Origin of the sequence: Aureibaculum flavum, assembly GCF_016406085.1 — a bacterium.
Taxonomy (GTDB): Bacteria; Bacteroidota; Bacteroidia; order Flavobacteriales; family Flavobacteriaceae; genus Aureibaculum; species Aureibaculum flavum.
This window is the reverse complement of record NZ_JAEHFJ010000003.1, coordinates 276357-300034: the sequence shown is the minus strand read 5'-3', so window position 1 is coordinate 300034 and position 23678 is coordinate 276357. Positions and strand designations below refer to the sequence as shown.

Here is a 23678-nt window from a genome sequence, read left to right as displayed (position 1 = left end):
ATTGAACCGTAGGACCCCTCCGCCCATAAAAATTCTCTAAAGCTTAAAACGGCCACTGAACACCTCCCCTTGAAAAAAGAGGAGGACCATTCGTTTTTCTATTCATTATAATTTTAATGACATCATATCATCTTCAAATTATTAACTTCTTGCTGTGTTAAGTGCTTCCAATGTCCTCTTGGTAAGTTTTTCTTGGTCATACCAGCAAAAATAACACGGTCTAATTTAGTTACTTTATATCCAAAATGTTCAAATATTTTTCTAACAATTCGGTTTCTTCCAGAGTGTATTTCAATACCGATTTCAGTTTTTGATTCATTTTCTATATAAGAAATTGCATCTACAAAGACCATTTTACCTTCTAGCACAAAGTTTTCAGAAATTTTTTGTAAATCGGTTAATGCTAACTTTTTATCAAGAGAGGCATGGTATAATTTTTTAATATTATGCTTTGGGTGTGTTAGCTTTTTAGCCATTTCACCATCGTTAGTGAAAAGTAATAAACCCGTAGTATTTCTATCCAACCTTCCTACTGGATAAATGCGTTCTTTTGTAGCTTTTCCAACCAATTCCATTACAGTATGTCTACCACGTTCATCATCCATAGTGGTAATGTAATTCTTTGGTTTATTAAGTAAAACGTAGCGTTTTGGTTCCGGATTAATTGATACGTCATCAAAACGAACATCATCTGTCGGTTTTACTTTATAGCCCATTTCGGTAATTACTTTACCGTTAACAGTAGCACTTCCAGCTTTAATGTAGGTATCAGCTTCTCTACGAGAACAAATTCCAGAATTAGAAATGTATTTATTCAATCTGATTTCGGTAGGCTCTTCAAGACGTTGTTTTGGAGTGTCTTTTCTGATATCCTTTCTATATGGGTTTGCTTTACCTTTTGTAAAAGTTTTACCTTTATTAAAAGATTTTCTTACCGTAGTTGATTTCTTTTTTGAATCTGAATTTGGAGAAGACGTTTTGGCTTGTCGTCCTCTCGACGAGTTTTGTTTTGCCATTTTATATATTTTATGAACTTCTTATTGTTAGAAGTTTGAACGGCAAAATTAATACATTTAGGGAATTTAAACTACTCTTTAATCTCAATTATTTGTTGTCGCTCTCTGTTTACCATAAGTTTAGTAACATCTGGCCGTGAATAATGCCCAACAGGATCGAAATTCTGACGTTCTTCTAATACACGATTAAAATCTAATGTTTCAATAAGTAGCCCTTCTTTATGTAAAACAGGTTCTAACAACCATTCACCATCCGGACCAGCAATACACGAACCTCCATTGGCTAAAACTTCTGGAGCATTTTTAAGTATTTTTTCTAAATGTGGTGTGTTTTTAGGAAAATCACTTTTAGCCATTAAGCTAGATACAGAGATTACAAACGAACGTGATTCTCTTGCTATAAATCGAGTTATGTCTTTGGTGTTATGGTCACTGCCAGGCCAAACTGCAATATGTAAATCTTCTCCCATACCATACAAAGCAGTTCTTGGTAATGGCATCCAATTCTCCCAACAATTTAAACCACCTACCGTAAAATTTTTAAGTGGATGTACTCGTAATCCGTTTCCATCGCCAGGGGCCCAAGTTAATCGTTCGTCATAGGTTGGTTGAAGTTTTCTATGTATCGACTGTATTTCTCCTTTCTGATTGATATATACAAGTGAACAATATAGGCTATGACCTCCTCTATTTTTTGCTCTTTCAATTATGCCTAAATATATGGAAATAGTATTTTCTTGTGCCAATTTACAAATACTATCTAGCTCTCCAGCTTCAATTTGAATTGAATTATTTGCATAATGAGCATGGAGTTCTTTATTTGTTTTAGTATTCCACTCGGCACCGCCTGTTAGTGCCAGCCAAAAAGGATAACCTGGCAATAGAGCCTCTCCAAAAACAACTAATTCACAATTTTGATCTGCAGCAGTCTTAATATTTGAAGCAATTTTTTCAAGAGTTTTGTCTTTATCTAACCAAACAGGTGAAATTTGAGCTAAAGCAACTTTTAGTAAATGTGAATTCATCTGTTATTATTTTTTAATGGTCAGATGGAATGCCAAGATTATGATATTGGTGTTCTCCAAATTTTATTTAGTCATTTCATAGTATTCTTTTAATTATTACAGAAGTGTCAATAAAGGCTAAACTAAACACGCCCGCAATAATTAATAATTTAAGAATGGTATGCAAGAGCATGTAATTTTTTTTAGTATTTGATCGCCATAATAAGATTAGAAAGACTAATAAAACTATTGCCGTGAAATAAAAATAATACTTCATTAAACCTATTTCAGGATATTTTAATAAGAATAAAATAGGAGGTATGGTTAAAAATACAATGAGTGTAATAAGGGTTTTAGTAAACCGTTCGCCATATTTTATGGGTAAAGTCATGTAATTTGAAACAATATCACCCTGTATGGTTTCTAAATCTTTGATAAGTTCTCTTATTAATAATATAAAAAACAGGAAACAAGCATGGGTAAAAATGATAGTAGAAAAGTTCCTATAGTATACAAAAATTACAAAAAAAGGTAATAGTGCTAAAATGGCGGCGGAGAATAATTTTACTAATGGATAATGGCGTAGTTTGTGAGAATAAAACCAGATTGAAAAAATATAAACTGCAAAAAACACTGCTGCTTTCCATGACACAAAAAATGCAAATGCGAAACCTAAAAAGTTAAGTGTAAAGTAAATATATAATTTAGTTTGCTGAGTAACAATACTATCTAGCTTTGTTTTTTGAGGTTTATTTATTTTATCTTTATCTACATCATAAAAGTTATTGATAATATAACCTGAGGCAATTACACATATAGTCGCCAAAACGATTAGATACAAATCTAAATTAAGTAAGACGCCACGTAACGATTTTTCAGGAGCAAAAATAAATATAGACGCTAAATATTGTGCAATTACGATAATTACAATATTATAACCTCTTACTACAGATAGTAAACTGAAAAATTTATAGTAAAAAGGGTATTTTTTTGGTTTTTTGGGTGTGTTCTCTTCCGCGGCTTTAAGTAAGTCCATAACCCATAATTAAAATCTGTAAACTAATTCTAGCTTATAATTTTTTAGAATCTCTTGAGCTTTTGCATAGTCAGGTGTAAAACCTAAAATATAGCCACCTCCACCAGAGCCACATAATTTTAAATAATAGGCATTGCTATCAATACCATGTTGCCAAAGTTTATGAAATGCTTTAGGAATCATTGGTTTAAAATTAGCCAACACAACTTTAGAGAGTTGTTTTACATTTCCAAAGAGCGATTTCGCATTTCCATGTAAAAAATCATCAATACAAGCATCAGTATATTTTGCAAAATCTTCATTGATCATTTTTCTAAAACCTTCATTTTTCATTTTATTCATGAAAAGGCTAACCATAGGTTCAGTTTCACCAATTTGTTCAGAATCTAATAAAAACACAGCACCTTTACCTTCTTTTTGAGATGGTATTCCTGTTGGCTCTAAATTATCTTTAGAGTTGATCAGAATGGGTAAACTTAAATAACTGTTTAACGGATCTAATCCGGAACTTTTACCATGAAAGAAAGATTCCATCATTCCAAAAATTCCTTTTAACTTTAATAATTTATCTCTGGTTAAATTTTCTAATACAGTAATTTTGTCATCGGCATATTTGTCGTAAATCGCAGCTACTAAGGCACCTGAACTTCCAACACCATAACCTTGAGGTATACTAGAATCGAAATACATACCATTTTGTATATCTCGCTTTAATTCATCCAATCTAAAATGTACAATATTGTTATCAGTCTCTGATAAATAGTTGTAATATTTCAATAAATTTTCATTGGATTTTTTAGCAGTATCCGATAAATTATTTGATGTTTTTAAGGCACCTTTAAAAAAATTATATGGTATCGCCAAACCCTTAGAATCTTTTATAATTCCGTACTCACCAAAGAGTAAAATTTTAGCATAAAATAAAGGTCCTTTCATCAATTTATGAATATTAACATAATAATATGTTGCAAATATAATATAATCTCACTAATAATATTGCTTCTATGGTTCTTAAACGCTGTTATATAACGTTTATTATCAAAACAAACGTCATTGTTTAATCTTCTATGGTACCATCATAATAATATACTTGCCATGTTTCTGACTTTTTTCCATTGGCATATTTACCTTCGGCTTTTAATTTTCCACTTTTATAATGTTCTTTCCAATCACCAATTCTTTCTCCAATTTTATAGTTACCAGATTCTGAAAGTTGGGCGTTTTCATGATATGCTACATACGCACCATCAATTTTACCGTTAACATAAGAATATTCACTTTTTAACGGACCACTCATATAATAATTTTTACGTAAACCATGAGGTACATTATTTTTATAATGAACGGTTTGCATTACTTTTCCATTAGGATGGTACCAAATTACTTTTCCGTGGAGAACTTCTTCATTTTCTTTTAATGACAAGGCTTCCATTTGTTTAGTACCATCAATATAATAGTCTTTCCACCAATAACCATTATCTTTTTTATCAGGTGCGGGTCTGTAATATGAGGCTTGGGCTCGTGCTGTTTCTCCCCAATTAGAATCGTACCAAAGGGTGTCTTTTTGAGCAAATAAAAGTGTAGAAAAAAGGAATGTAAGTAGGCAAAATAATGTAGTTAAGTTTTTCATGACCGAAATTTTAAGTTAATAAAATTCAAAACGATATACCTAGCTTTTGCATGATTAAGCTCTATGTATATATATCGTTTTGCTAATTCAGTCTGAATTTATTATAACGTTGTATCGGCCAAAAAATCAAAAGAACAAATTATAAAAGGATTGGAAATCTATTGAATTTGCCTCGCTCCAAATCCGACCCTGTCACAAATATAATGATTATTTTGACAAAATTGAATTAATTCACTGATAATAAAATCGTTAACTTTTTCCTTTTCTTTTTCAGGAAATAAGATATGAACATTGGCACCAGCATCTAACGTAAAGCAGATGTTTGAGTTTGTCTTTTCTCTGAATGCCCAAATTTTATTTATTATTTCTAACGTATTCGGCTTCATTAAAATAAAATATGGATGGCTGGTCATCATCATAGAATGGAGCGTAAGTGCTTCGCTTTCAACAATACTTATAAACGATTTTAAGTCGCCCGATTTTAAAGCTTCTGAGATTTTAATCATGTTTTCATTTGCTTGTACAAATCGTTGTTGAGCAAAAGGATGATTGTTCATTAAGTTATGGCCTACGGTACTCGATACTTGTTTTTCTCCCTTGTCAACTAGTAAAATTGTATCGTGGTAATTTTTAAAATTTTCATGAACAGTTCCAGATAATTTTACTCCAAACAGGTCAGAACTCTTATCAATTTTATCGTGTTTACCCCAAACGACAAGCGGACCCTCGATGCTCCTAGCTGCACTACCTGAACCTAAACGAGCCAAAAAAGAGGCTTTTTTGCTAAATAATTCGTCTGAAATATCGGGATTTAAGGCTTTTTCCATGCTCATAATACACAATGTTAAAGCCGCCATTCCGCTAGCTGAAGATGCAATTCCGCTACTGTGCGGAAATGTATTCTGTGTTTTAATTACAAAATTATAATCTGAAATAAATGGAACATATTGTTTTATACGCTCAAAGAACTTTTCTATTTTCGGTTTAAAGTCATCCTTCTTTTCGTCTTCAAAATAGATATCGAAATTGACATTTTCGTTAGGTTGACCTTTTCTAAAATCAATAGTAGTGATTGTTGAGCAAGCATCTAAAGTAAAACTGATAGAAGTATTTTTAGGAAGTTGCGGTTCTTTTTTTCCCCAATATTTTACTAATGCAATATTACTTGGAGCTTTCCATGTAAAAGAGCCATCATCTAATATTCTTTTCTGTGTTGGTTTGTAAATAAAATTGTCGCGTTCCAAAGTTGAGATTTTTCACAAAGATAAATGTTAGGGAACAAGTTTTCTATTTTTTTTAGATTTATTCAGAGAAACAAAAGTAATACCAATGATTACAATTACTGCACCTAATAATTGCATTATGGTTAATCTTTCATCAAGAAAAATATAAGCTAAAATTATGGTAGATATTGGACCAATACTACCGATGATTGAAAAATTAGAAGCTCCTATTTTTTTAATAGCTAATGAGACTAAAAACGAAGGAATTAATGTTGATAAAATAGCCATCATAAAACCAAGTAGATATACTTGATAGGAATATTGAAAAACACTTGTTCTGTCGAATATTAAGTAATGAATTATGACACAAACTGACGATATTATCATAGCGTAAGACGTAAAACGCAAGACTCCAAATTTTGGTATTAACCATCCGCTACCAACGAGATAGGAGGCATAGGTGAGGGCACTTAAAAAGATAAGAAATCCGCCAAGGAAAATATGGTCACCGTTATATTGCAATTCTCCACTAAATGTTATAATTACTCCAAAATAGGTGATTAAAATGGCGATAATCTGCTTTGGTGAAATTCTTTCTTTTAGAAAAACTCTTGAGATTAAAAGCACCAAAGTTGGGTACACAAACAGGATAATTCTTTCTAAACCAGCCTTGATGTATTGTAGGCCTAAAAAATCGAAATAGCTAGCTAAATAATAGCCGATAAATCCAAAAAAGAGCAACCACAGATAATCTTGTTTCTTAATATTTGTTGTTGATTTTGATTTCTGAAAGTATAGAATTATCAAATAGAAAGGAAGTGAAAAAAGCATCCTAAATAATAGTAAATGTAACGAACTTACATTGTATTGGTAGGCTAATTTAACCATAATGGCTTTTGCGGAAAACAAAACGATACCAACAATGGCAATAAGTACAGCCGAGTTTTTGATTTTTGAAAATAGCATAAGCAAATGTATTGTAATGCAATTTTCTGAATATCATGAATTACTTATAATTACGATGCTCAATACTGTATTATAGACTTTCTAATTTTTTAAGCACATCATTTTTGTAGGTTCTGCTTATTGGGATGGCTTTGTTGCCAAGTTCTACAAATTCATTGGTAAATAATTCTATTTTATGAATTGAGATTATAAATGAACGATGTATTCTTAAAAATTGATGTTGTGGAAGTTTCGCTTCTATATTGCTTATAGTTTCTCGTGTAGTAATGGTTTTATCAATTAAATGAATTTGAATATAATCGCTTAAACTTTCAATATATAGTATTTCAGAAAAATTAATTTTAACCATTTTTCTATCTGCACGTACAAAGATAAAATCATTTTTTTCATAAGCTTCAACAATTGGCTTCCCAATTATTTCAATATTTTCATTGCTGAATTTGTTGATGGCTTTCAATAAACGTTCAAAAGATATGGGTTTTAATAAATAATCAACGGCTTGTAAATCAAACCCATCAATGGCATATTCGCGATAGGCGGTTGTGAAAATTACCTTTATATTTTTATTGATTGATTTCGCAAAGGCTAATCCCGATATTTCGGGCATATTGATATCTAAAAAGATCAAATCAATTTTATTTGAACTGATGGCATTAAAAGCTTCCACAGCATTTTTGCATAATTTAGAAACCTTTATAATATCGATTTTTTGCAAATGCGTATCTAAAATTTCACGAGCTATAGGTTCGTCATCTACAATTATGCAGTTAATCTGTTTCGCCAATTTAGTTTGCTTTTAAGTTTAAAACGTTGAGGTTAACATTATACCAACCCTCAAATTCAGAGATATTTAATGTATAATTATCAATATACAAAATATCCAATCTTTTCTTTATGTTTTTAAGTCCAATACCATAATTTTCTTTTGTGGCTTCATTTTGAATAGTGGTATTTTTTATAGTAAATTTAAGGTTGTCATTTGAAAAACGTATTACAATCTCCGTGTTTAAAAACCCATCTATTAAATTACCATGTTTAAATGCATTTTCTACGAATGGTATTAAAAGCATTGGAGAAATTTGAATGGATTCAGGAATTTCATCAGCAATAAAGGACACTTTTAATGTATCTTGAAATCGTATTTTTTCAAGTTCTATATATTCTTTAATATGAGCAATTTCTTCTTTTAAACTAACTTTAGGTTTGTTTACTTGGTATAAAATATAATCTAACAAATTTGATAATTTTAATATTATTTCAGGTGTATCTTCAGATTGTTTTAAGGCAAATCCGTAAATAGTATTTAATGTATTAAATAGAAAATGTGGGTGAATTTGCTTTTTTAAATATTGCAATTCTTGATTTTTAATCTGCAATTGAGTTTCCAAAATTTTGTTTTCTAATGCTTTGTTTTTAGAAATGGTTTTGAAGTTCTGATTTAATAAACTGATAAAGCTAAAAATGGCAACCACTAAATACACTAGAATTAAAACAAATACAAAGTTTCTACTCATGGGAGGCATTTTTTTTATTTCCATATTTGATAAGAAAATAAAGCCCCCAAAAATTGCCAACACAATCAGGTAAGTAGAAAAAATAGCGGTGTATAAACTATAAATACTGAAAAGAACATATTTTTTAGTTAATAAATATCTTGGAATTAAGTAGTACACCATAAAGTACGTGGTGACCATAGTTATAGGCAATAAAAAACTTGAAAACCAAATGATATAACTGGTGTTGTTGGAATTGTAACTGAAAAAATAAACAAAGAAAAAATACACAACAACCCACAGTAAAAAATGTACGAGTACAAATTTGCTTTTATGCAATAGGTTTATATTCATCATTACAATCTGTAAATGGTTAATTATTTTTAAGCTAAGTTTAGTGTTGCAAGTTGCTTAATTTATTTTAAAATGTATAATATCATAGGTGAATTACCATTTTAGTTATGCTTTTTACAAATAAAAGGTTAAAAGTAGGCTTAGGATGTTAATTATCGTGGTTAATACTGATTCTATCGCTAAAGTATAAATCAATGCTTCTTTCACTTTATATTTGATTATTATTAATCTTAAAATATAATTATTATGTCTGTATTATTTGATCGTCTCAACGAAGGTGGTGCATTTTTTATGTATCCTTTATTATTGATATTAATTCTAGTCATCGTACTAATTGTTAAAGGATTACTTAAAAAAGAATATTCCGAAAAAACAATAAAACTAATAAGTTCTATAACATTATTTGCGTTGGTTTGGGGTTTTTTAGGGCAACTAATTGGTATGATTGGCGGGTTTGATGCTATTGACTCCATTGACACTATTTCGCCAGCGGTTCTGGCAGGAGGTTTAAAAATTAGTTTGTTACCACCCGTTTTCGGTACTGTAGTATTTTTAATAGGTAGGCTGGGAATTATTGCTTTAACATGGATAAAAAAATAAAATATGATACGATTTGTTTTAATAATAGCACTTTTATTTTGCTCATACTTACAGTCTCAAACTGGTGATAAAACGAAACTTGATAGTTTATTTAGCAACATTGAAGAAAATAAAATAGGAATGGGAACGGTTTCCATTTTTAAGGATGGGAAAGAGGTCTATCAAAAATCTATAGGTTTTTCTAATATCAATTCAAAGTCAAAAGCTAATGCTTTAACTAAATATAGAATAGGTTCTATTACCAAAACATTTACAGCTACAATCATTATGCAATTGATTGATGAAGAAAAACTCAACCTTAATTCGAATTTAAGTACTTATTTTCCTGAAATTGAAAATGCCGAGATAATAACAATAGAAAACCTTTTGTATCATAGAAGTGGTTTACATAATGTAACAAATGAAAAAGATTTTCAACTTTGGATAAGCAAACCAAGAACACGAAATGAAATGCTTGAAAAGTTCATTAAAAACGGTGTGGATTTTGAACCTAATGAAAAAACGGCATATTCAAATACAAACTATATTTTACTTTCTTATATAGCTGAAGATATTGATAATAAGTCCTTCTCAGAAATTTTAGATACTAGAATATCTAAACCAATTAAATTAAACAAAACAATTTATGGTAAAGATATTATTCCGAGTGAAAATGAAGCGGTTTCCTATTATCAAGAAAATTCTGCATGGAAGCCTATCACATTAGAAACAGATTTAGCCGGGCCAATGGGGGCTGGGGCAATTGTGTCAACACCAAGAGAGCTAAATGTTTTTTATGATAACTTATTTTCAGGAAAATTAGTTTCAAGGGTGGCTCTAGAACAAATGAAATCTGTAAAAGAGAATATGGGGATGGGATTGTCAAAATTAGTTTTTAAAGGTTTGGAAGTATATGGCCATGATGGAGGAATTGATGGTTTTAGATCTATGGCTGCCTATATACCGAGTAAAAATGTTTCAATTGCCTTTTCTTTTAATGCGGCAAGCACTTCAACGACACCAATTTTGATAGCTATATTAGAAACCTATTTCAGTGATGACCCAAGCCTTGAAAATACATCTAAAATAGTATTAAAGTCTGAAGATTTAGAGGTGTATTTAGGCGTTTACAGTGGTTCAACATTTCCAGCAAAAGTAACTTTTACTAAAGAAGGAAATACATTATTTGCTCAGGCCACAGGACAACCTATTTTTAAATTGATTGCAATCGATAAAGATAGTTTTAGCTATGACTCTATGGGGATCAAGTTTACGTTTAATCTAGCCAATAATTCTATGATTCTTAATTTTGGAGGAAAGATACATGACCTGCAGAAGGAATAATGGTTATTTTTGTGTTTTAAAAACTATACGTTGAGCAGAAAAATAAAATTAATATGGGACTTTAGAGGCCCCGAAGCTTTACCGACAGCAAAGCACCATGCCATTCATTTAAAGGAGTTTGCAGTCAAGGAAAAGCTGTCATATCATCAAGTTGATGTTACTCAACATTCAGAATACTTTGCCATTGCCTTTATCGTTGTGGATGAAAAAGATATGCTTACCTATCGTGATGCGTTAAAGCCACATAGAGGAGAAGTAGCACCTTAAAAAATAAATCTCAAAAAAGGAAATAACGAATTTCAAAAATCTTAGAACAAAATTTTGGGATTTTGAGTTTTTATTTTTCGATGGTTCTAAACGTCAAATTTACTCTTGGTTTAAAGAATTTCTTAGTTGGCGGTAATCTATGTAGCCAATGTGTTTGTGTTTCGTCTTTCATTACCAACAAACTACCATGTTCCAAAACTAAAGAGACAACTTCTTTAGTTAGTTTGTGCTTAAAAGCAAATTTGCGTTCAGCACCAAAACTGAGGGAGGCAATGGCACCATTTTTCTTTAAATCTTTTTCGCCATCGCTATGCCAAGCCATACCTTCTGATCCGTTATGGTATAAATTTAACAGGCAAGAATTAAAAGTTTCTCCTGTTTCTTGCTCAATTAAAGTTTTAAGTTTTAGTAACTCTTTGGTCCAAGGTAATGCTAATTTAGTATTGTTAGAATAGGTATATTCGAAAGGTTTTTCACCGTACCATGCCACCTTTCTTTTGGTTTCAATTCGTTTTCCAAATATAATGGCGACATCATTTTTCCACTTAATATTTTTTAATAAGCTTTCGTAGTATTCAGTTGCTTTTTGTTGCGTAAATAGCCTGCCGTAATAATTTACAGTGCCTTCTTTTGGTAAAAGATTATTTTTGGGGTTTATAAGGTCATCAAAAAGATACATTCGGAAAATTATTTTATCAAAAGTATTAATTTTCCACCATTGTATTACCAACAATATAACCACCTGTCCAAGCATTTTGAAAATTAAAAGATGGTATTACAATTTCTGGTTTTTAAGAATTATTGAGTGAAACGTAATTATTAATCTATTCTCTTCAATTCTTTACTTATTTCTAACTCAACCTTATAATCATGTTGATTTATTACTTCATTATTTTCTGGATATGGAAGTAATTTGATCAGTTTGATCCTGTAGCCATTTATTAAAGTGTCACCTCTGTATTCATTATTGGAATACGTATGTAAAGTAAAACCTGTTTCAATCCCAATAGAGTTCTTAAAATTAAATAGAATTGATGCGTTTCCGGCCCATATACAGTTAAATTGAGATGGACATCTTCCTTCTGAAACGGAGTCAAATTTTATTTCAATATTTTTCATTTGATATATTTCGTCAAAATTAAGTTTTACAATTTCAGGCTCTTTTATATCATCTGATTCACAACTCATAGTTAGTAACCCTACGAAATTTAAGACTATGACAACTACCATTAAACTTTTATTCATAATTAATAACTGTTTTTTTAAAAGATACAGTTCTATGTTTGAGGTTGCGTTCTTATATTTAATTTTCGGCCATTGAATTCCCAACAATAAAACCACCCGTCCAAGCATTTTGGAAATTAAATCCGCCTGTAACTGCATCTATATTTAGCACTTCACCCGCAAAAAATAAATTACTATGGAGTTTACTTTCAAAGCGTTTAAAATTAACTTCTTTTAAATCTATACCGCCCGCGGTTACAAATTCCTCTTTAAACGTACTTTTTCCATTAGCATTAAAAATTCCTTTAGTAAGTTGATTGCTGAGGTTTTCGAGCTGTTTGTTAGATACATCTGCCCATTTAGATTCTCTTTTAATCTCAGAAGCTAAGATTAAGTTTTCCCATAGCCGTTTTGGTATTGCTGGAAAAACAGATTTAATAATTATCTGTTTTTTTTGATTGTCTTTTCTTATGCCCTTTAAGGTCTCCAGAACATGTTGAGTTGGTTTTGATAACCAATTTACTTCTACATTATATTGGTAGTCTTTTTCGGCTAAAAAGCGAGCTCCAAATGCAGAAAGTTTTAAAATGGCTGGTCCACTCATTCCCCAATGGGTAATTAATAAAGGACCGTTCGTTTGGAACTCTGAATTTATTATTGATACTGTTGCATTGGCTACAGAAACCCCTGGAATTTCTTTGATTCTCTTGTCGTTTATTTTAAAGGTAAATAATGACGGTACGGGCTGAACAATGGTATGTCCAAGTTTTTCCAACATTTCCCATATTTTGGTGTTACTACCTGAAGCTATCAATAATTTATCAGCGATAAAATCACCTTTATTGGTAATTATACTCCATTGATTTCCGACCTTTTTAAAAGATTCAACTTTGTGATTTAATTTAGTATCTATTCCCAATTTTGTAGTTGAATTAAGCAATACATCCATAATGCTTTGTGAAGAATTGGATACAGGAAAAACGCGATTGTCAGCTTCAATTTTTAATTCGACACCACGATCTTCAAACCATTGCATGGTGTCGCCAGTCATAAACTGATGAAAAGGCCCAAGTAATTCTTTATTTCCTCTTGGGTAAAATTCACAAAGTTCTTTTGGGTCGAAACAAGCATGTGTTACATTACATCTTCCTCCGCCAGATATTTTTACTTTTTGAAGTACTTCTTTACCACGTTCTAAAATTATAATTTCAGTATTTGGATTGTTTTCTGCACAGGTTATTGCAGCAAAAAATCCTGCAGCTCCACCTCCAATAATTACTATTTTTTGTTGCATAATATCATGTCAGTATATGAAATTATGGTTCCATAACCTTTTTGCTTAAAGTATTCAGGCGTATCCTCATTTCCTGTAGCTAAAATAAAATCGCCTCCCCAAGCACCTAGACTTTTTGTGTGACCAAAATAATCAGAAAAAAATTGCTCTTGAACAGGTTTTTGTTTAATTATTTTTGAAATAATCTTTTCGTGCTCAGCTATTAACTTTTCAAAATTTGATAAAGATTCAACATTACTAATTTCATTGGTTAAATTAGATATTTCGAGGGCCAATTCTTGTACGTTACCCTTAAAATTTCTATACGAAGCAATTCCCTCTCTACTATTCTGTTTTTTGTTTAGGTGTACAAAATAAAGTTGTTTTTTAAACTTTGGATTAAAAGCTATTGGTTCAACGATGGGGTTTTTATTTAATATCTGGTACACAATTGGAGTGTCATTTTGTGCACAAGCAATATCATATCCGCTACCACCAAAATTAGAAAATTGCAACTGAAAAGCATTAATAGCTGCCCATTGAGCAATGTTATTGATTAAAGTAGAGGAAGAGCCTAATCCCCAATTTCTCGGAAAATCAAGTGTTGATTTTAAATAATATCCCTGTTTTTCTGCGAGAAAGTTTGTCCCGAGTATTTGGGATTGCGATTTAGCACTTAGCAATATTTCTCGAAGTTTTTCAGCTAATAAATCGCCGCCGCCCTCTTTACTAGATTCAAAAGTAGCCGAGATAATTCGCAATCTAGGCAAGTCAAATTCTACTTGTAACCACAACTCATTTTGGTCAGTATAACTTTCCCAAACTAGTTTATCTTCTTTAATTTTTTTGATGGTTATGTTCTGCCCAAATTTTGTAGGTAAAGCCAAGGCTTTTGCTCCGTCAAGGACAAGATATTCGCCAGTAAGCAGTAGTTTTCCGTTACTGTAATAAGTTTTCATTACGTTCTATTTCTATTGTAGATAGGTAAAATTAAGAAAGATAAAGCACCAAATAACAATACCATTAACGTTTGGGCTGTCCACATTATCCATGCAAAAGCTCTTGCTGGATTGTCAGGTATATCATACAAAATTAACACACTAGCAACGGCAATAGGGTAGGTTCCTAAACCTCCATTAGTTACTGCCATGCTTATTCCGCCAACTACAAAACCAACGATGATGGCTTCAAAAGGTAAATTTGAGGTTTCTGGTAAAGCAAAACTCACAGCATAAAACATTAAAACATACATTAACCAAATAAACAGCGTATGGAAAATGAATGACCATTTGTTGTCCATTTTAAAAATACTGATAGCACCTTCTATAAGTCCATTAATAAATTGCTTTATCTTAATAAAAAATGGGTTTTTTGATTTTTTGATGATAAAGTAAAAGCTAATTGCAAATACTGCTATTACGGCAAATACAATATATTTTTGAATGCCACTATCTTCACCTTTAAATAAATATTCTGAAAGCAATTCAGCTTGGAGAAAAAAGGCCAATCCTATAATTCCAAGTAGCATAATAGCATCTGCAATACGTTCAGCAACGATAGTACCAAAAGCTTTTTCAAATGGAATGTTTTCGTACTTTGAAATTCCTGTTGCACGAGCAATTTCACCAGCCCGTGGTATACCAAGATTCACTAGATATGCAACAAAGACGGTCATAACACTATTGGCAAATTTTGGTTTATAACCCAACGGTTTTAACATGAATTGCCAACGATACGCTCTTGATAAATGGCTTAAAGCCCCTAAAACTAAAGACAGTAATACCCACCAATAATTAGCTTCCTTAAATGAGTTAATTATAGCGGTTTTATCTTCGGGTGTTAGTTTTGATAAAAAATACCAAACTAAAAAAACTCCCAAGGCAATTGGGAGTATTAAAAATAATGATTTTCTAAGTTTTTTGTTCAATAAGGTCAGTTTAACTTAACAACGTATTTGTTTTTTCATCAGGAAATATTACAGTCGGTTCAAAGGTTTTTGCTTCTTCAAAATCCATTATACCATATCCAATAATAATAACAATATCTCCTTTAGCAACTCTTCTGGCTGCAGGTCCGTTCAACACAATTTCACCTTTCCCTCTTTCACCTTTAATAATGTAAGTTTCAATTCTTTCACCATTATTAACGTTAACAATTTGTACTTTTTCTCCTTGAATCATATTTGCGGCATCCATTAAATTTTCATCAATGGTTATGCTTCCAATATAATTTAAATCGGCACCAGTAACGGTAACCCTATGTATTTTTGATTTTAATGCGACAATATCCACAAGCGTTTTTTTAATTTTGTGCAAAGATAATTAATTTTAAGGTCTTTTATAACGCTAAATTGTCAATTAATCTAATCTCACCTGCAAATACAGCAATATATGCTCTGTAATTATTGCCCTTTCGTTTGCGGTTTGCGGATATTAAAGTTGTTTCATTGGCAATTTCAAAATATTCTAACTTTAGAATACTATTGGCATTGAACTGTTGTTCTACCCACTTTATAACTGTAGAAATAGATTCTGATTTAAATTTTTCTTTGGCCGTTTTTAATGTTTGAAATATAAATGGAGCTTCTTCTCTTTGAATGTTTGTTAGTCTCGTATTTCTAGAGCTCATGGCTAATCCATCATCTTCTCTGTAAATGGCACACGGAATAATTTGAACGGGTAAATGATGCTTTTCAACCAGTTTTTTTATTATTTGTAATTGTTGAAAATCTTTTTCTCCAAAATAAGCCCTATTTGGTTTTACTATTTCGAACAACTTTTTTACTATAGTTCCAACACCATCAAAGTGTCCTTTTCTGTGTTTACCTTCCATTTGATGTTCTAATCCATCAAAATTGAATGACTTAGATGTAATTTGATTGTTATAAATTTCTAAGGCATTTGGGGTATAAACTACATCGCAATTGACACTATTTAGAAGCTCGAGATCTTTTTTTAAATCTTTAGGATATTTTATCAAATCCTCTTCTTTGTCAAACTGTGTTGGGTTAACGAAAATGCTCACTACCACTATGTTATTCTCAGATTTTGCTTGTTCAATAAGTGAAATATGACCTTTATGCAAAGCTCCCATTGTAGGTACAAATCCTACAGAAACAGTACTATCAAGCGAGTTTAAATACGCTCCGATAGTTTTATTTTTATAAAAAACATCCATCAATTTTAATGTTAATTAGTGTTAAAAGGGCGTAAACTTAACATTTTAAGCCTAAATCTAAGCAAAAATTCGTAATTTTGCTTATTCTTAAATACAGACGGATTTTATGAAAGATAAGAGAATATTGTATGTATCATCGGAGGTAATTCCTTATTTACCAGAAACAGATACAGCAAGCACTTCCTTTGAGTTGGCTAGACTAATGCACAGTAAAGGTGCTCAAATTAGAATTTTTATGCCAAGATTTGGTGTTATCAATGAGCGAAGACACCAATTGCATGAAGTTATTCGATTGTCGGGTATGAATTTGATTATCAATGATATGGATATGCCGTTGATCATTAAAGTTGCTTCTATACCAAAAGAAAGAATGCAAGTTTATTTTATTGATAATGATGAATATTTTAAGCGTAAGGCTGTTTATTCAGATGAGGATGGAAAATTATTTGAAGATAACGATGAACGTGCCATATTTTTTGCAAAAGGAGTCATAGAGACCGTCAAAAAGTTAAATTGGACTCCTGATATTATTCATGTACATGGATGGATGGCTTCATTATTACCTTTGTATTTGAGAGAATACTATAAAAATGATCCTTTATATATCAATAGTAAAATAGTTACTTCTGTTTACGATACTGGTTTTAAAGGAACCATAGGTGATAAACTTAAAGATAAAATTAGATTTGATGGTATAAATGACGAAAAACTACAGTCCATTTCTACCACTAGTTATAATAATCTGATGAAAATAGCAATAGAAAATTCAGATGCTGTTATTAAGGGAAGCGAAACTATTCCTGAAGAAATAGTAGCGTTTATTAATCAAAAAGAAATTCCTCTACTAGGGCACCAAGATGGAGAAGAACCTTCAGATATATATTCCAACTTTTACCTTACCGAAGTTTTATAAAAAATTAAAGATAATTTATTGTTTATGACTAAAAAAATTGTGAGCAGCATTAAATATATTGCTATATTTTCTACTGTATTATTGGGTATAATTTCTTGTGAAAAAGATTTTGAAAATGTTGGTGTAGGTTTGGTAGATAATGAGTTATTTACAACTGAAAGTCAATCTTTTGAGGTGGTGGCTTATAACGAAAATGTTACTAGATCTCAAATTAGTACTAGTAACCCTCACCTCTTAGGTGTAATTAATGATGATAAATTTGGACTTTTAAAATCTTCAGTTATCGCTCAACTAAGTTTAGGCTCTATATCATTCACTGATAATATGTCTATTGATGCTGTTGTCTTAGATATACCTTATTATACAACTCAATTAGAAAATAATTCTGGAGGTACACCTAATTTTGAGTTGGACTCAATTTTTGGAAAAGAAGATGAGGAATTCATGCTTTCGGTTTATGAAAATGGAACTTATCTGAACAATTTGGACCCATTAGATCCAACTCAAGGTAAAAAGTATTATTCTAATGACTCTTACACAAAAAAAGACCTACTTTATTCAGGTCTTTTTAAGCCGAATGCAAATGATACGGTTTTATATGTTAAAAGAAATTTCTTAGATGGAGATGCAAATACAGTTGATGATACGGATACCATAAAATCGGCAACAATTTCACCTTCAATAAAAATACCTTTAGATACTACCTTTTTTAGAACGAATTTTATTGATCAGCAAAATTCTGGTGCTTTTGATTCTAATGATAATTTTAAAAATTATTTTAGAGGCTTAATTATTGAAGCAGACGGTACAGATGGATCGATAATGAACCTTGCAATGTCAAATGCTACAATGACTTTTTATTATAGTAATATTGTCTTAACAGATGAAACTACAACTACGGGCGATCTAAATGGTGATGGAGATACAGATGATGAAGATGTTCCAGTAAAAACGAAGCAAACAGCAATTTTTCCACTAAGTGGTGTTATAACTGATACTTATAATAGAGATTACTCAGAAGCTACATCTGACATCTATACTAAATTGATGAGCCCTGATACTAGTAATGGCGAAGAAAGTTTGTATATTCAAGGAGCTGCTGGTTCCATTGCAGTTGTTGAGTTATTTAAAGGGCTTGATGAAACTCAATTTGAAGAAATTAAAAATAAAAATTGGTTAATTAATGGAGCAAAACTTTCATTATATATAGAAACTCAAGAAGATACAATAATACCGCAACAATTGTTTTTATACAATTATGATGCTCATACCCAAATTCTTGATGCCATGACAGAAGCTTCATTACGAGAGTTTGAAGGGGTGTTGAGAAGAGATGACGACAATAAACCTTTAAAATATGAGTTTACTATAACGGATTATATTTCAGAAGTTTTAAAATCAGATGAGTCTTTAAGTCTAAATAAGCTGGCAATTAAAGTAGCTCATTCATCGGCTAGTTTTTCAGATGCACCAACAAGTACTCTTGACACTATTGTTAAAGATTATAGTTGGAATCCCAAAGGGGTAGTAGTAAAAGGCAATAATCTTATTAATACTGATGAACAAAGATTAAAACTTGAAATATTTTACACAGTTATTAACGAATAATAATTAAAAACAATAATTGCAATGTGTGGAATTACGGGTTATATAGGGTATAGAGATGCTTATCCTATAATTATAAACGGTTTACAACGATTAGAGTATAGAGGTTATGATAGTGCAGGTCTAGTACTATATGACGGTAATCAGATAAATTTAGCAAAAACAAAGGGTAAGGTAAGTGACCTTATTGAAAGGGTTACTAATAAAGAAGGTCATTTAGGAATCGGTCATACACGATGGGCTACCCACGGTGTGCCTAATGATATAAATTCACATCCGCATACTTCACAATCAGGCAATTTAGTAATTGTGCATAATGGTATTATTGAAAATTATGATACTATTAAAAAAGAATTAATAAACAGAGGCTATATTTTTCATAGTGATACAGATACTGAAGTTTTGATAAATCTGATAGAAGAAGTTCAGAAAAACAATAATGTAAAACTTGGTAAAGCGGTTCAAATTGCTTTAAATGAAGTGGTTGGTGCATATGCTATTGCAGTGTTTGACAGAAGAAATCCAGATGAAATTGTTGTTGCACGTTTAGGAAGTCCAATTGCTATTGGTGTTGGTAAAGATAAAAAGGAGTTCTTTATAGCTTCAGATGCGTCTCCTTTTATAGAATATACCAAAGATGCTATTTATTTGGATGATGAGGAAATGGCAATCATAAGAGTTGGTAAAGATGTCAAAATTAGAAAAATAAAAGATGATTCATTAGTCGATGCTGATATTCAAGAGTTGCAAATGAATCTTGAACAAATAGAGAAAGGTGGCTATGAGCATTTTATGCTGAAGGAAATTTATGAACAACCTAGAGCTATAAAAGATACCTATAGAGGACGATTATTACGAGACGAAGGTATTATTAAAATGGCTGGTGTTGAAGATAATATGAAAAAGTTCTTAAACGCAGATCGTATTATCATTGTGGCATGTGGTACTTCTTGGCACGCAGGTTTAGTTGCTGAATATATTTTTGAAGAATTTTCTAGAATACCCGTTGAGGTTGAATATGCCTCTGAATTCAGATATAGAAATCCAATTATAACAGAAAAAGATGTTGTAATTGCAATTTCACAATCTGGAGAGACAGCGGATACCTTGGCTGCAATCAAGCTAGCAAAAGAAAAAGGAGCGTTTGTTTTTGGAGTTTGTAATGTCGTAGGATCATCTATTGCAAGAGAATCTCATGCTGGTGCGTACACGCATGCAGGACCAGAAATTGGTGTAGCTTCAACGAAAGCATTTACTACTCAAATAACGGTGCTATCTTTAATTGCCTTACGTTTAGCGAGAGCAAAAGGAACAATGTCTAGTTCTGACTATAGGTTACATTTACAAGAGTTAGAATTAATTCCTGGAAAAGTAGAACAAGCATTAAAGGTAAATGATCATGTAAAAGAAATTGCTAAAGAATACTTACTATCTACTAACTGTTTATACCTTGGAAGAGGTTATAATTTTCCCGTTGCCTTAGAAGGTGCGTTAAAATTAAAAGAAATCTCTTATATACACGCTGAAGGTTATCCAGCTGCTGAAATGAAACACGGACCTATTGCCTTAATAGATGATAGAATGCCTGTAATTGTAATCGCAATAAATAGAGGGCATTACGAAAAGACGGTAAGTAATATTCAAGAAATAAAATCTCGTAGTGGTAAAATTATTGCGGTAGTAACTGAAGGAGACACCACGGTTAAAGGAATTGCAGATCATATTATTGAAATTCCTGATACTGAAGAAGCATTTTCGCCATTGTTGACTACTATTCCATTACAACTTTTATCGTATCATATTGCGGTAATGCGTAACTGTAATGTTGATCAACCTAGAAATCTAGCGAAATCGGTTACGGTTGAGTAAATAGCAAAGATAATTAGAAAAAAAACTCCAAAAGAACATTTGTCTTTTTGGAGTTTTTTTATTTACCATTAAAATCACTCATCGTATTATTCAATCCGGCAGTACCATAAGATTTGATAAGTTCACAAGATTTATCTAATCTTTCTACCAGTTTAGTCTCTTCTTCTGGAGTCCATTTACCTAATACATAATCAATTTGTCGGCCTTTGCTAAATTCATCACCAACACCAAATCGAAAGCGAGGGTAGTTTTGCGTGTTTAATTGTACATTAATATCTTTTAGACCATTATGTCCGCCAGCACTACCTTTGCCCTTTACTCTAATTGTTCCAAAGGAAATGTTTAAATCATCACATATGATTAGTACATTTTCCAGAGCAATGTTTTCTTTCGTCATCCAGTATTTTACAGCTTTACCACTCAAATTCATATACGTAGAAGGTTTTAATAGGATAAAGGTTCTTCCTTTAAATCTGAATTGACTAATGGCTCCTAGTTTTTTATTTTCAAACGTAATATTTTCTTTAGAAGCTAAGCTATCTAAAACTTTAAAGCCAATATTGTGACGCGTATTGTCGTATTCTGAACCAATATTACCTAGTCCTACAATTAAGAATTTTTTCATATCGGGTGAGGTATTATTTTTTGTGCTTAATAATGATTTTATAAAGGATAACAATCCCATTTTGGTTGTGTTTAGATGACAAAAATAGAAAAAGCCTCACTATCGCGAGGCTTTTTTAACTATTTATGAAAAGTTGCTTTTTAAGCTTCTCCTTCTGCAGCTGGGGCATCTTCACCTTCAGCAGTTGCTCCTTCTTCACCTTCTTCACCTTCTTCTTCATCAACTACAATAGCCGCACGTGCAGTTCTTACTTGCACAACAACCATGTCTTCTGGATGTAAAATTTCAAATTCATCACTCATAAGAGATTCAACAAATACTTTATCTCCAATTTTAAGTTTAGAAATGTCAATATTGATAAAATCAGGTAAATTACCAGGAATTGCTTTTACTCTTAATCTACGATTTGGAAAACGCAATACACCACCATTGATAACACCAGGGGCACTACCTTCTAATTTTACAGGAATATTTAACGATACTGCTTTGTCATCAAATAATTGATAAAAGTCAATATGAATAATTTTATCCGTAACTGGGTGAAATTGAATATCTTGAACAATGGCACTAAACTTGTCTCCGCCTTCTAGTTCAATCGATGCAGTATATACATTTGGAGTATAAACTAAATGTCTGAACTCTAATTCATCTGCTGAAAAGTGAACAGGTTTTTCTCCTCCGTATAATACGCAAGGTACCTTTCCAGCATTACGTAAAGCTTTGGTTGCTACCTTGCCTACGATTTCTCTTTTGGATCCTTTGATTGTAATCGATTTCATTTATTTATTTATTTAATTGTTTCTGATTTATATTACATTAAAAATTGTCCACTGATAGAATTGTTATTTTGTACTTTATGCATAATATCAGCAAATAAAGGGGCACAAGATACTACTTTAATCTTATCAATTTGTTTTTTTAATGGTATTGTGTTTGTAATTATAAGTTCCTCTAGTTTAGAGTTTTGAATTCGTTCATATGCTTGACCAGATAAAACGGGGTGTGTACAAATTGCACGTACACTTTTAGCTCCTTTTTCCATCATTAAATCCGCAGCTTTAGTTAACGTTCCGGCAGTATCGATCATATCATCAACTAGAATTACATTTCTACCTTCTACATTTCCAATGAGCTCCATATGAGAAATTACATTCGCTTTTTTACGTTCCTTGTAACAAATTACAACTTCGCTTTTCAAAAATTTAGAATAAGCATACGCTCTTTTTGAACCTCCCATGTCTGGAGATGCAACCGTAATATTATCTAAATTAAGAGCTTTAATTGCCGGTAAAAAGATGGTTGAAGCAAAAAGATGATCAACGGGCTTTTCAAAGAAACCTTGAATTTGATCTGCGTGTAAATCCATGGTGATAATTCTTGTTGCACCGGCAGATTCTAATAGTTTAGCAACTAATTTAGCTGCAATAGGCACTCTTGGCTTGTCTTTACGATCTTGTCTAGCCCATCCAAAATAAGGTATAACTGCAGTTATATGTCTAGCTGATGCTCGTTTAGCGGCATCAATCATTAATAACATTTCCATTAAATTATCAGAATTAGGAAATGTTGAACCAATGATAAAAATACGACGCCCTCTTATAGACTCCTCAAAAGAAACCTGAAACTCACCATCACTAAAAACATTCTTTTTAGATTTGCCTAATTTACAACCGTAAGCTGCAGCAATTTCTGTAGCTAATTCAACAGACTGAGAACAAGCAAAAAGTTTAGGTTTAGGTATTTTTTGTTTCATAGGGAATGCTATGTTAGACTTTATATATGAGATTTAGACACTCGTATTCAGAACTCACAATTTATAACTCTTTTAGTACCTTGGGTGGGAATCGAACCCACACTCCCGAAAGAACTGGATTTTGAATCCAGCGTGTCTACCAGTTCCACCACCAAGGCATTGTAAACAAACATTAACATATCATGTTGGATATGAGGGTGCAAAAGTAAAAAATATTTTGATTCCCTTGACATTTAATTGTTATATTTATTTTTAAAGTTTAAAGTACTTAATATAACTCGTTATAGTAGCTCTTTATTTTACGTCATATCTATATGGACATGATGC

At 31.6% G+C, this 23678-nt stretch carries 25 protein-coding genes and 1 tRNA gene; 6 read left to right on the top strand and 20 right to left on the bottom strand.

The annotated features are described in order from the left end of the window. Positions 1–122: 122 nt before the first annotated feature. From JBL43_RS07255 to JBL43_RS07215, 9 genes are all read right to left on the bottom strand, one after another. Positions 123–1016, bottom strand: coding sequence for a pseudouridine synthase (locus JBL43_RS07255; RefSeq protein ID WP_138952128.1), 894 nt, complete (start codon positions 1014–1016; stop codon positions 123–125). Positions 1017–1087: 71 nt separating this feature from the next. Beyond that, positions 1088–2041: a carbon-nitrogen hydrolase family protein gene (locus JBL43_RS07250; RefSeq protein WP_198840789.1), complete on the bottom strand. Its 954-nt coding sequence runs from the start codon at positions 2039–2041 to the stop codon at positions 1088–1090. A gap of 76 nt (positions 2042–2117) precedes the next feature. Beyond that, complete coding sequence (locus JBL43_RS07245; RefSeq protein ID WP_198840788.1) at positions 2118–3056, bottom strand: geranylgeranylglycerol-phosphate geranylgeranyltransferase; 939 nt, start codon at positions 3054–3056, stop codon at positions 2118–2120. A gap of 9 nt (positions 3057–3065) precedes the next feature. Then, positions 3066–3992 (bottom strand): mevalonate kinase family protein, encoded by a 927-nt coding sequence (locus JBL43_RS07240; protein ID WP_198840787.1) that lies wholly within the window; start codon positions 3990–3992, stop codon positions 3066–3068. Positions 3993–4113: 121 nt separating this feature from the next. Further along, complete coding sequence (locus JBL43_RS07235; RefSeq protein ID WP_198841077.1) at positions 4114–4686, bottom strand: toxin-antitoxin system YwqK family antitoxin; 573 nt, start codon at positions 4684–4686, stop codon at positions 4114–4116. A gap of 158 nt (positions 4687–4844) precedes the next feature. Beyond that, on the bottom strand, positions 4845–5930 hold the full coding sequence (locus JBL43_RS07230; RefSeq protein ID WP_198840786.1) for a diphosphomevalonate decarboxylase: 1086 nt from the start codon (positions 5928–5930) through the stop codon (positions 4845–4847). 27 nt (positions 5931–5957) lie between these two features. After that, positions 5958–6875 (bottom strand): DMT family transporter, encoded by a 918-nt coding sequence (locus JBL43_RS07225; protein ID WP_198840785.1) that lies wholly within the window; start codon positions 6873–6875, stop codon positions 5958–5960. 70 nt (positions 6876–6945) lie between these two features. Further along, positions 6946–7659: a LytR/AlgR family response regulator transcription factor gene (locus tag JBL43_RS07220; RefSeq protein ID WP_198840784.1), complete on the bottom strand. Its 714-nt coding sequence runs from the start codon at positions 7657–7659 to the stop codon at positions 6946–6948. Position 7660: 1 nt separating this feature from the next. Continuing rightward, on the bottom strand, positions 7661–8413 hold the full coding sequence (locus JBL43_RS07215; protein WP_233098715.1) for a sensor histidine kinase: 753 nt from the start codon (positions 8411–8413) through the stop codon (positions 7661–7663). Between the two features lie 555 nt (positions 8414–8968). Here JBL43_RS07215 and JBL43_RS07210 point away from each other — a divergent pair. The 3 genes from JBL43_RS07210 to JBL43_RS07200 are packed head-to-tail and all read left to right on the top strand — an operon-like array spanning position 8969 to position 10912. Next, positions 8969–9322, top strand: coding sequence for a MotA/TolQ/ExbB proton channel family protein (locus JBL43_RS07210; protein WP_198840783.1), 354 nt, complete (start codon positions 8969–8971; stop codon positions 9320–9322). Positions 9323–9325: 3 nt separating this feature from the next. Beyond that, complete coding sequence (locus tag JBL43_RS07205; protein WP_198840782.1) at positions 9326–10645, top strand: serine hydrolase domain-containing protein; 1320 nt, start codon at positions 9326–9328, stop codon at positions 10643–10645. 30 nt (positions 10646–10675) lie between these two features. Further along, the gene (locus JBL43_RS07200; protein ID WP_198840781.1) at positions 10676–10912 is read left to right on the top strand and encodes a hypothetical protein; all 237 of its coding nucleotides are present in this window, start codon (positions 10676–10678) and stop codon (positions 10910–10912) included. A 70-nt stretch (positions 10913–10982) separates the two neighbouring features. On the opposite strand, the gene JBL43_RS07195 is transcribed toward JBL43_RS07200, so the two are convergent. From JBL43_RS07195 to panC, 7 genes are all read right to left on the bottom strand, one after another. Next, positions 10983–11591, bottom strand: a complete 609-nt coding sequence (locus JBL43_RS07195) for an alpha-ketoglutarate-dependent dioxygenase AlkB family protein (protein WP_198841075.1) — start codon at positions 11589–11591, stop codon at positions 10983–10985. A gap of 140 nt (positions 11592–11731) precedes the next feature. Beyond that, complete coding sequence (locus JBL43_RS07190) at positions 11732–12157, bottom strand: hypothetical protein (protein WP_198840780.1); 426 nt, start codon at positions 12155–12157, stop codon at positions 11732–11734. 58 nt (positions 12158–12215) lie between these two features. Continuing rightward, the gene (locus JBL43_RS07185; RefSeq protein WP_198840779.1) at positions 12216–13430 is read right to left on the bottom strand and encodes a BaiN/RdsA family NAD(P)/FAD-dependent oxidoreductase; all 1215 of its coding nucleotides are present in this window, start codon (positions 13428–13430) and stop codon (positions 12216–12218) included. Further along, the gene (locus JBL43_RS07180; RefSeq protein WP_198840778.1) at positions 13415–14368 is read right to left on the bottom strand and encodes a GYDIA family GHMP kinase; all 954 of its coding nucleotides are present in this window, start codon (positions 14366–14368) and stop codon (positions 13415–13417) included. Before JBL43_RS07180 ends, JBL43_RS07185 begins: the two co-directional genes overlap by 16 nt. Then, complete coding sequence (locus JBL43_RS07175) at positions 14368–15336, bottom strand: lysylphosphatidylglycerol synthase transmembrane domain-containing protein (protein WP_198840777.1); 969 nt, start codon at positions 15334–15336, stop codon at positions 14368–14370. The genes JBL43_RS07180 and JBL43_RS07175 overlap by 1 nt, the downstream gene beginning before the upstream one ends. Positions 15337–15346: 10 nt before the next feature. After that, positions 15347–15700, bottom strand: coding sequence for an aspartate 1-decarboxylase (gene panD, locus JBL43_RS07170; protein ID WP_117880050.1), 354 nt, complete (start codon positions 15698–15700; stop codon positions 15347–15349). A 46-nt stretch (positions 15701–15746) separates the two neighbouring features. Next, positions 15747–16586 (bottom strand): pantoate--beta-alanine ligase, encoded by an 840-nt coding sequence (panC, locus tag JBL43_RS07165; protein ID WP_198840776.1) that lies wholly within the window; start codon positions 16584–16586, stop codon positions 15747–15749. Positions 16587–16692: 106 nt separating this feature from the next. On the opposite strand from panC, the gene JBL43_RS07160 reads away from it, so the two are divergent. From JBL43_RS07160 to glmS, 3 genes are read left to right on the top strand one after another with little or no spacing between them, the layout of a single operon-like run. Continuing rightward, positions 16693–17499, top strand: a complete 807-nt coding sequence (locus JBL43_RS07160; protein ID WP_198840775.1) for a glycogen/starch synthase — start codon at positions 16693–16695, stop codon at positions 17497–17499. Positions 17500–17523: 24 nt separating this feature from the next. Next, a complete protein-coding gene (locus tag JBL43_RS07155; protein WP_198840774.1) occupies positions 17524–19107 on the top strand; it encodes a DUF4270 domain-containing protein in 1584 nt (527 codons plus the stop codon). Positions 19108–19128: 21 nt separating this feature from the next. After that, positions 19129–20973, top strand: coding sequence for a glutamine--fructose-6-phosphate transaminase (isomerizing) (gene glmS, locus JBL43_RS07150; protein WP_198840773.1), 1845 nt, complete (start codon positions 19129–19131; stop codon positions 20971–20973). Between the two features lie 58 nt (positions 20974–21031). On the opposite strand, the gene pth is transcribed toward glmS, so the two are convergent. The 4 genes from pth to JBL43_RS07130 form a co-directional block, all read right to left on the bottom strand. Further along, positions 21032–21598 carry an aminoacyl-tRNA hydrolase gene (pth, locus tag JBL43_RS07145; protein WP_198840772.1) on the bottom strand — a complete coding sequence of 189 codons (567 nt, stop codon included), beginning with the start codon at positions 21596–21598 and terminating at the stop codon, positions 21032–21034. A 140-nt stretch (positions 21599–21738) separates the two neighbouring features. Then, complete coding sequence (locus tag JBL43_RS07140; protein WP_198840771.1) at positions 21739–22377, bottom strand: 50S ribosomal protein L25/general stress protein Ctc; 639 nt, start codon at positions 22375–22377, stop codon at positions 21739–21741. A gap of 32 nt (positions 22378–22409) precedes the next feature. Further along, complete coding sequence (locus JBL43_RS07135; RefSeq protein ID WP_198840770.1) at positions 22410–23351, bottom strand: ribose-phosphate pyrophosphokinase; 942 nt, start codon at positions 23349–23351, stop codon at positions 22410–22412. Between the two features lie 76 nt (positions 23352–23427). Continuing rightward, a tRNA-Leu gene (locus JBL43_RS07130) sits at positions 23428–23509 on the bottom strand. Positions 23510–23678: the final 169 nt, after the last annotated feature.

What these genes read in the sequence shown, in the direction of transcription:
- JBL43_RS07240 (WP_198840787.1), bottom strand. Translation starts at nt 3,992, where the DNA reads ATGAAAGGACCTTTATTTTATGCTAAAATTTTACTCTTTGGTGAGTAC.
- JBL43_RS07235 (WP_198841077.1), bottom strand. Translation starts at nt 4,686, where the DNA reads ATGAAAAACTTAACTACATTATTTTGCCTACTTACATTCCTTTTTTCT.
- pth (WP_198840772.1), bottom strand. Translation starts at nt 21,598, where the DNA reads ATGAAAAAATTCTTAATTGTAGGACTAGGTAATATTGGTTCAGAATAC.
- panC (WP_198840776.1), bottom strand. Translation starts at nt 16,586, where the DNA reads ATGGATGTTTTTTATAAAAATAAAACTATCGGAGCGTATTTAAACTCG.
- JBL43_RS07190 (WP_198840780.1), bottom strand. Translation starts at nt 12,157, where the DNA reads ATGAATAAAAGTTTAATGGTAGTTGTCATAGTCTTAAATTTCGTAGGG.
- JBL43_RS07225 (WP_198840785.1), bottom strand. Translation starts at nt 6,875, where the DNA reads ATGCTATTTTCAAAAATCAAAAACTCGGCTGTACTTATTGCCATTGTT.
- JBL43_RS07215 (WP_233098715.1), bottom strand. Translation starts at nt 8,413, where the DNA reads ATGGAAATAAAAAAAATGCCTCCCATGAGTAGAAACTTTGTATTTGTT.
- JBL43_RS07195 (WP_198841075.1), bottom strand. Translation starts at nt 11,591, where the DNA reads ATGTATCTTTTTGATGACCTTATAAACCCCAAAAATAATCTTTTACCA.
- JBL43_RS07245 (WP_198840788.1), bottom strand. Translation starts at nt 3,056, where the DNA reads ATGGACTTACTTAAAGCCGCGGAAGAGAACACACCCAAAAAACCAAAA.
- JBL43_RS07210 (WP_198840783.1), top strand. Translation starts at nt 8,969, where the DNA reads ATGTCTGTATTATTTGATCGTCTCAACGAAGGTGGTGCATTTTTTATG.
- JBL43_RS07135 (WP_198840770.1), bottom strand. Translation starts at nt 23,351, where the DNA reads ATGAAACAAAAAATACCTAAACCTAAACTTTTTGCTTGTTCTCAGTCT.
- JBL43_RS07250 (WP_198840789.1), bottom strand. Translation starts at nt 2,041, where the DNA reads ATGAATTCACATTTACTAAAAGTTGCTTTAGCTCAAATTTCACCTGTT.
- JBL43_RS07205 (WP_198840782.1), top strand. Translation starts at nt 9,326, where the DNA reads ATGATACGATTTGTTTTAATAATAGCACTTTTATTTTGCTCATACTTA.
- glmS (WP_198840773.1), top strand. Translation starts at nt 19,129, where the DNA reads ATGTGTGGAATTACGGGTTATATAGGGTATAGAGATGCTTATCCTATA.
- JBL43_RS07140 (WP_198840771.1), bottom strand. Translation starts at nt 22,377, where the DNA reads ATGAAATCGATTACAATCAAAGGATCCAAAAGAGAAATCGTAGGCAAG.
- JBL43_RS07185 (WP_198840779.1), bottom strand. Translation starts at nt 13,430, where the DNA reads ATGCAACAAAAAATAGTAATTATTGGAGGTGGAGCTGCAGGATTTTTT.
- JBL43_RS07160 (WP_198840775.1), top strand. Translation starts at nt 16,693, where the DNA reads ATGAAAGATAAGAGAATATTGTATGTATCATCGGAGGTAATTCCTTAT.
- JBL43_RS07155 (WP_198840774.1), top strand. Translation starts at nt 17,524, where the DNA reads ATGACTAAAAAAATTGTGAGCAGCATTAAATATATTGCTATATTTTCT.
- JBL43_RS07180 (WP_198840778.1), bottom strand. Translation starts at nt 14,368, where the DNA reads ATGAAAACTTATTACAGTAACGGAAAACTACTGCTTACTGGCGAATAT.
- JBL43_RS07255 (WP_138952128.1), bottom strand. Translation starts at nt 1,016, where the DNA reads ATGGCAAAACAAAACTCGTCGAGAGGACGACAAGCCAAAACGTCTTCT.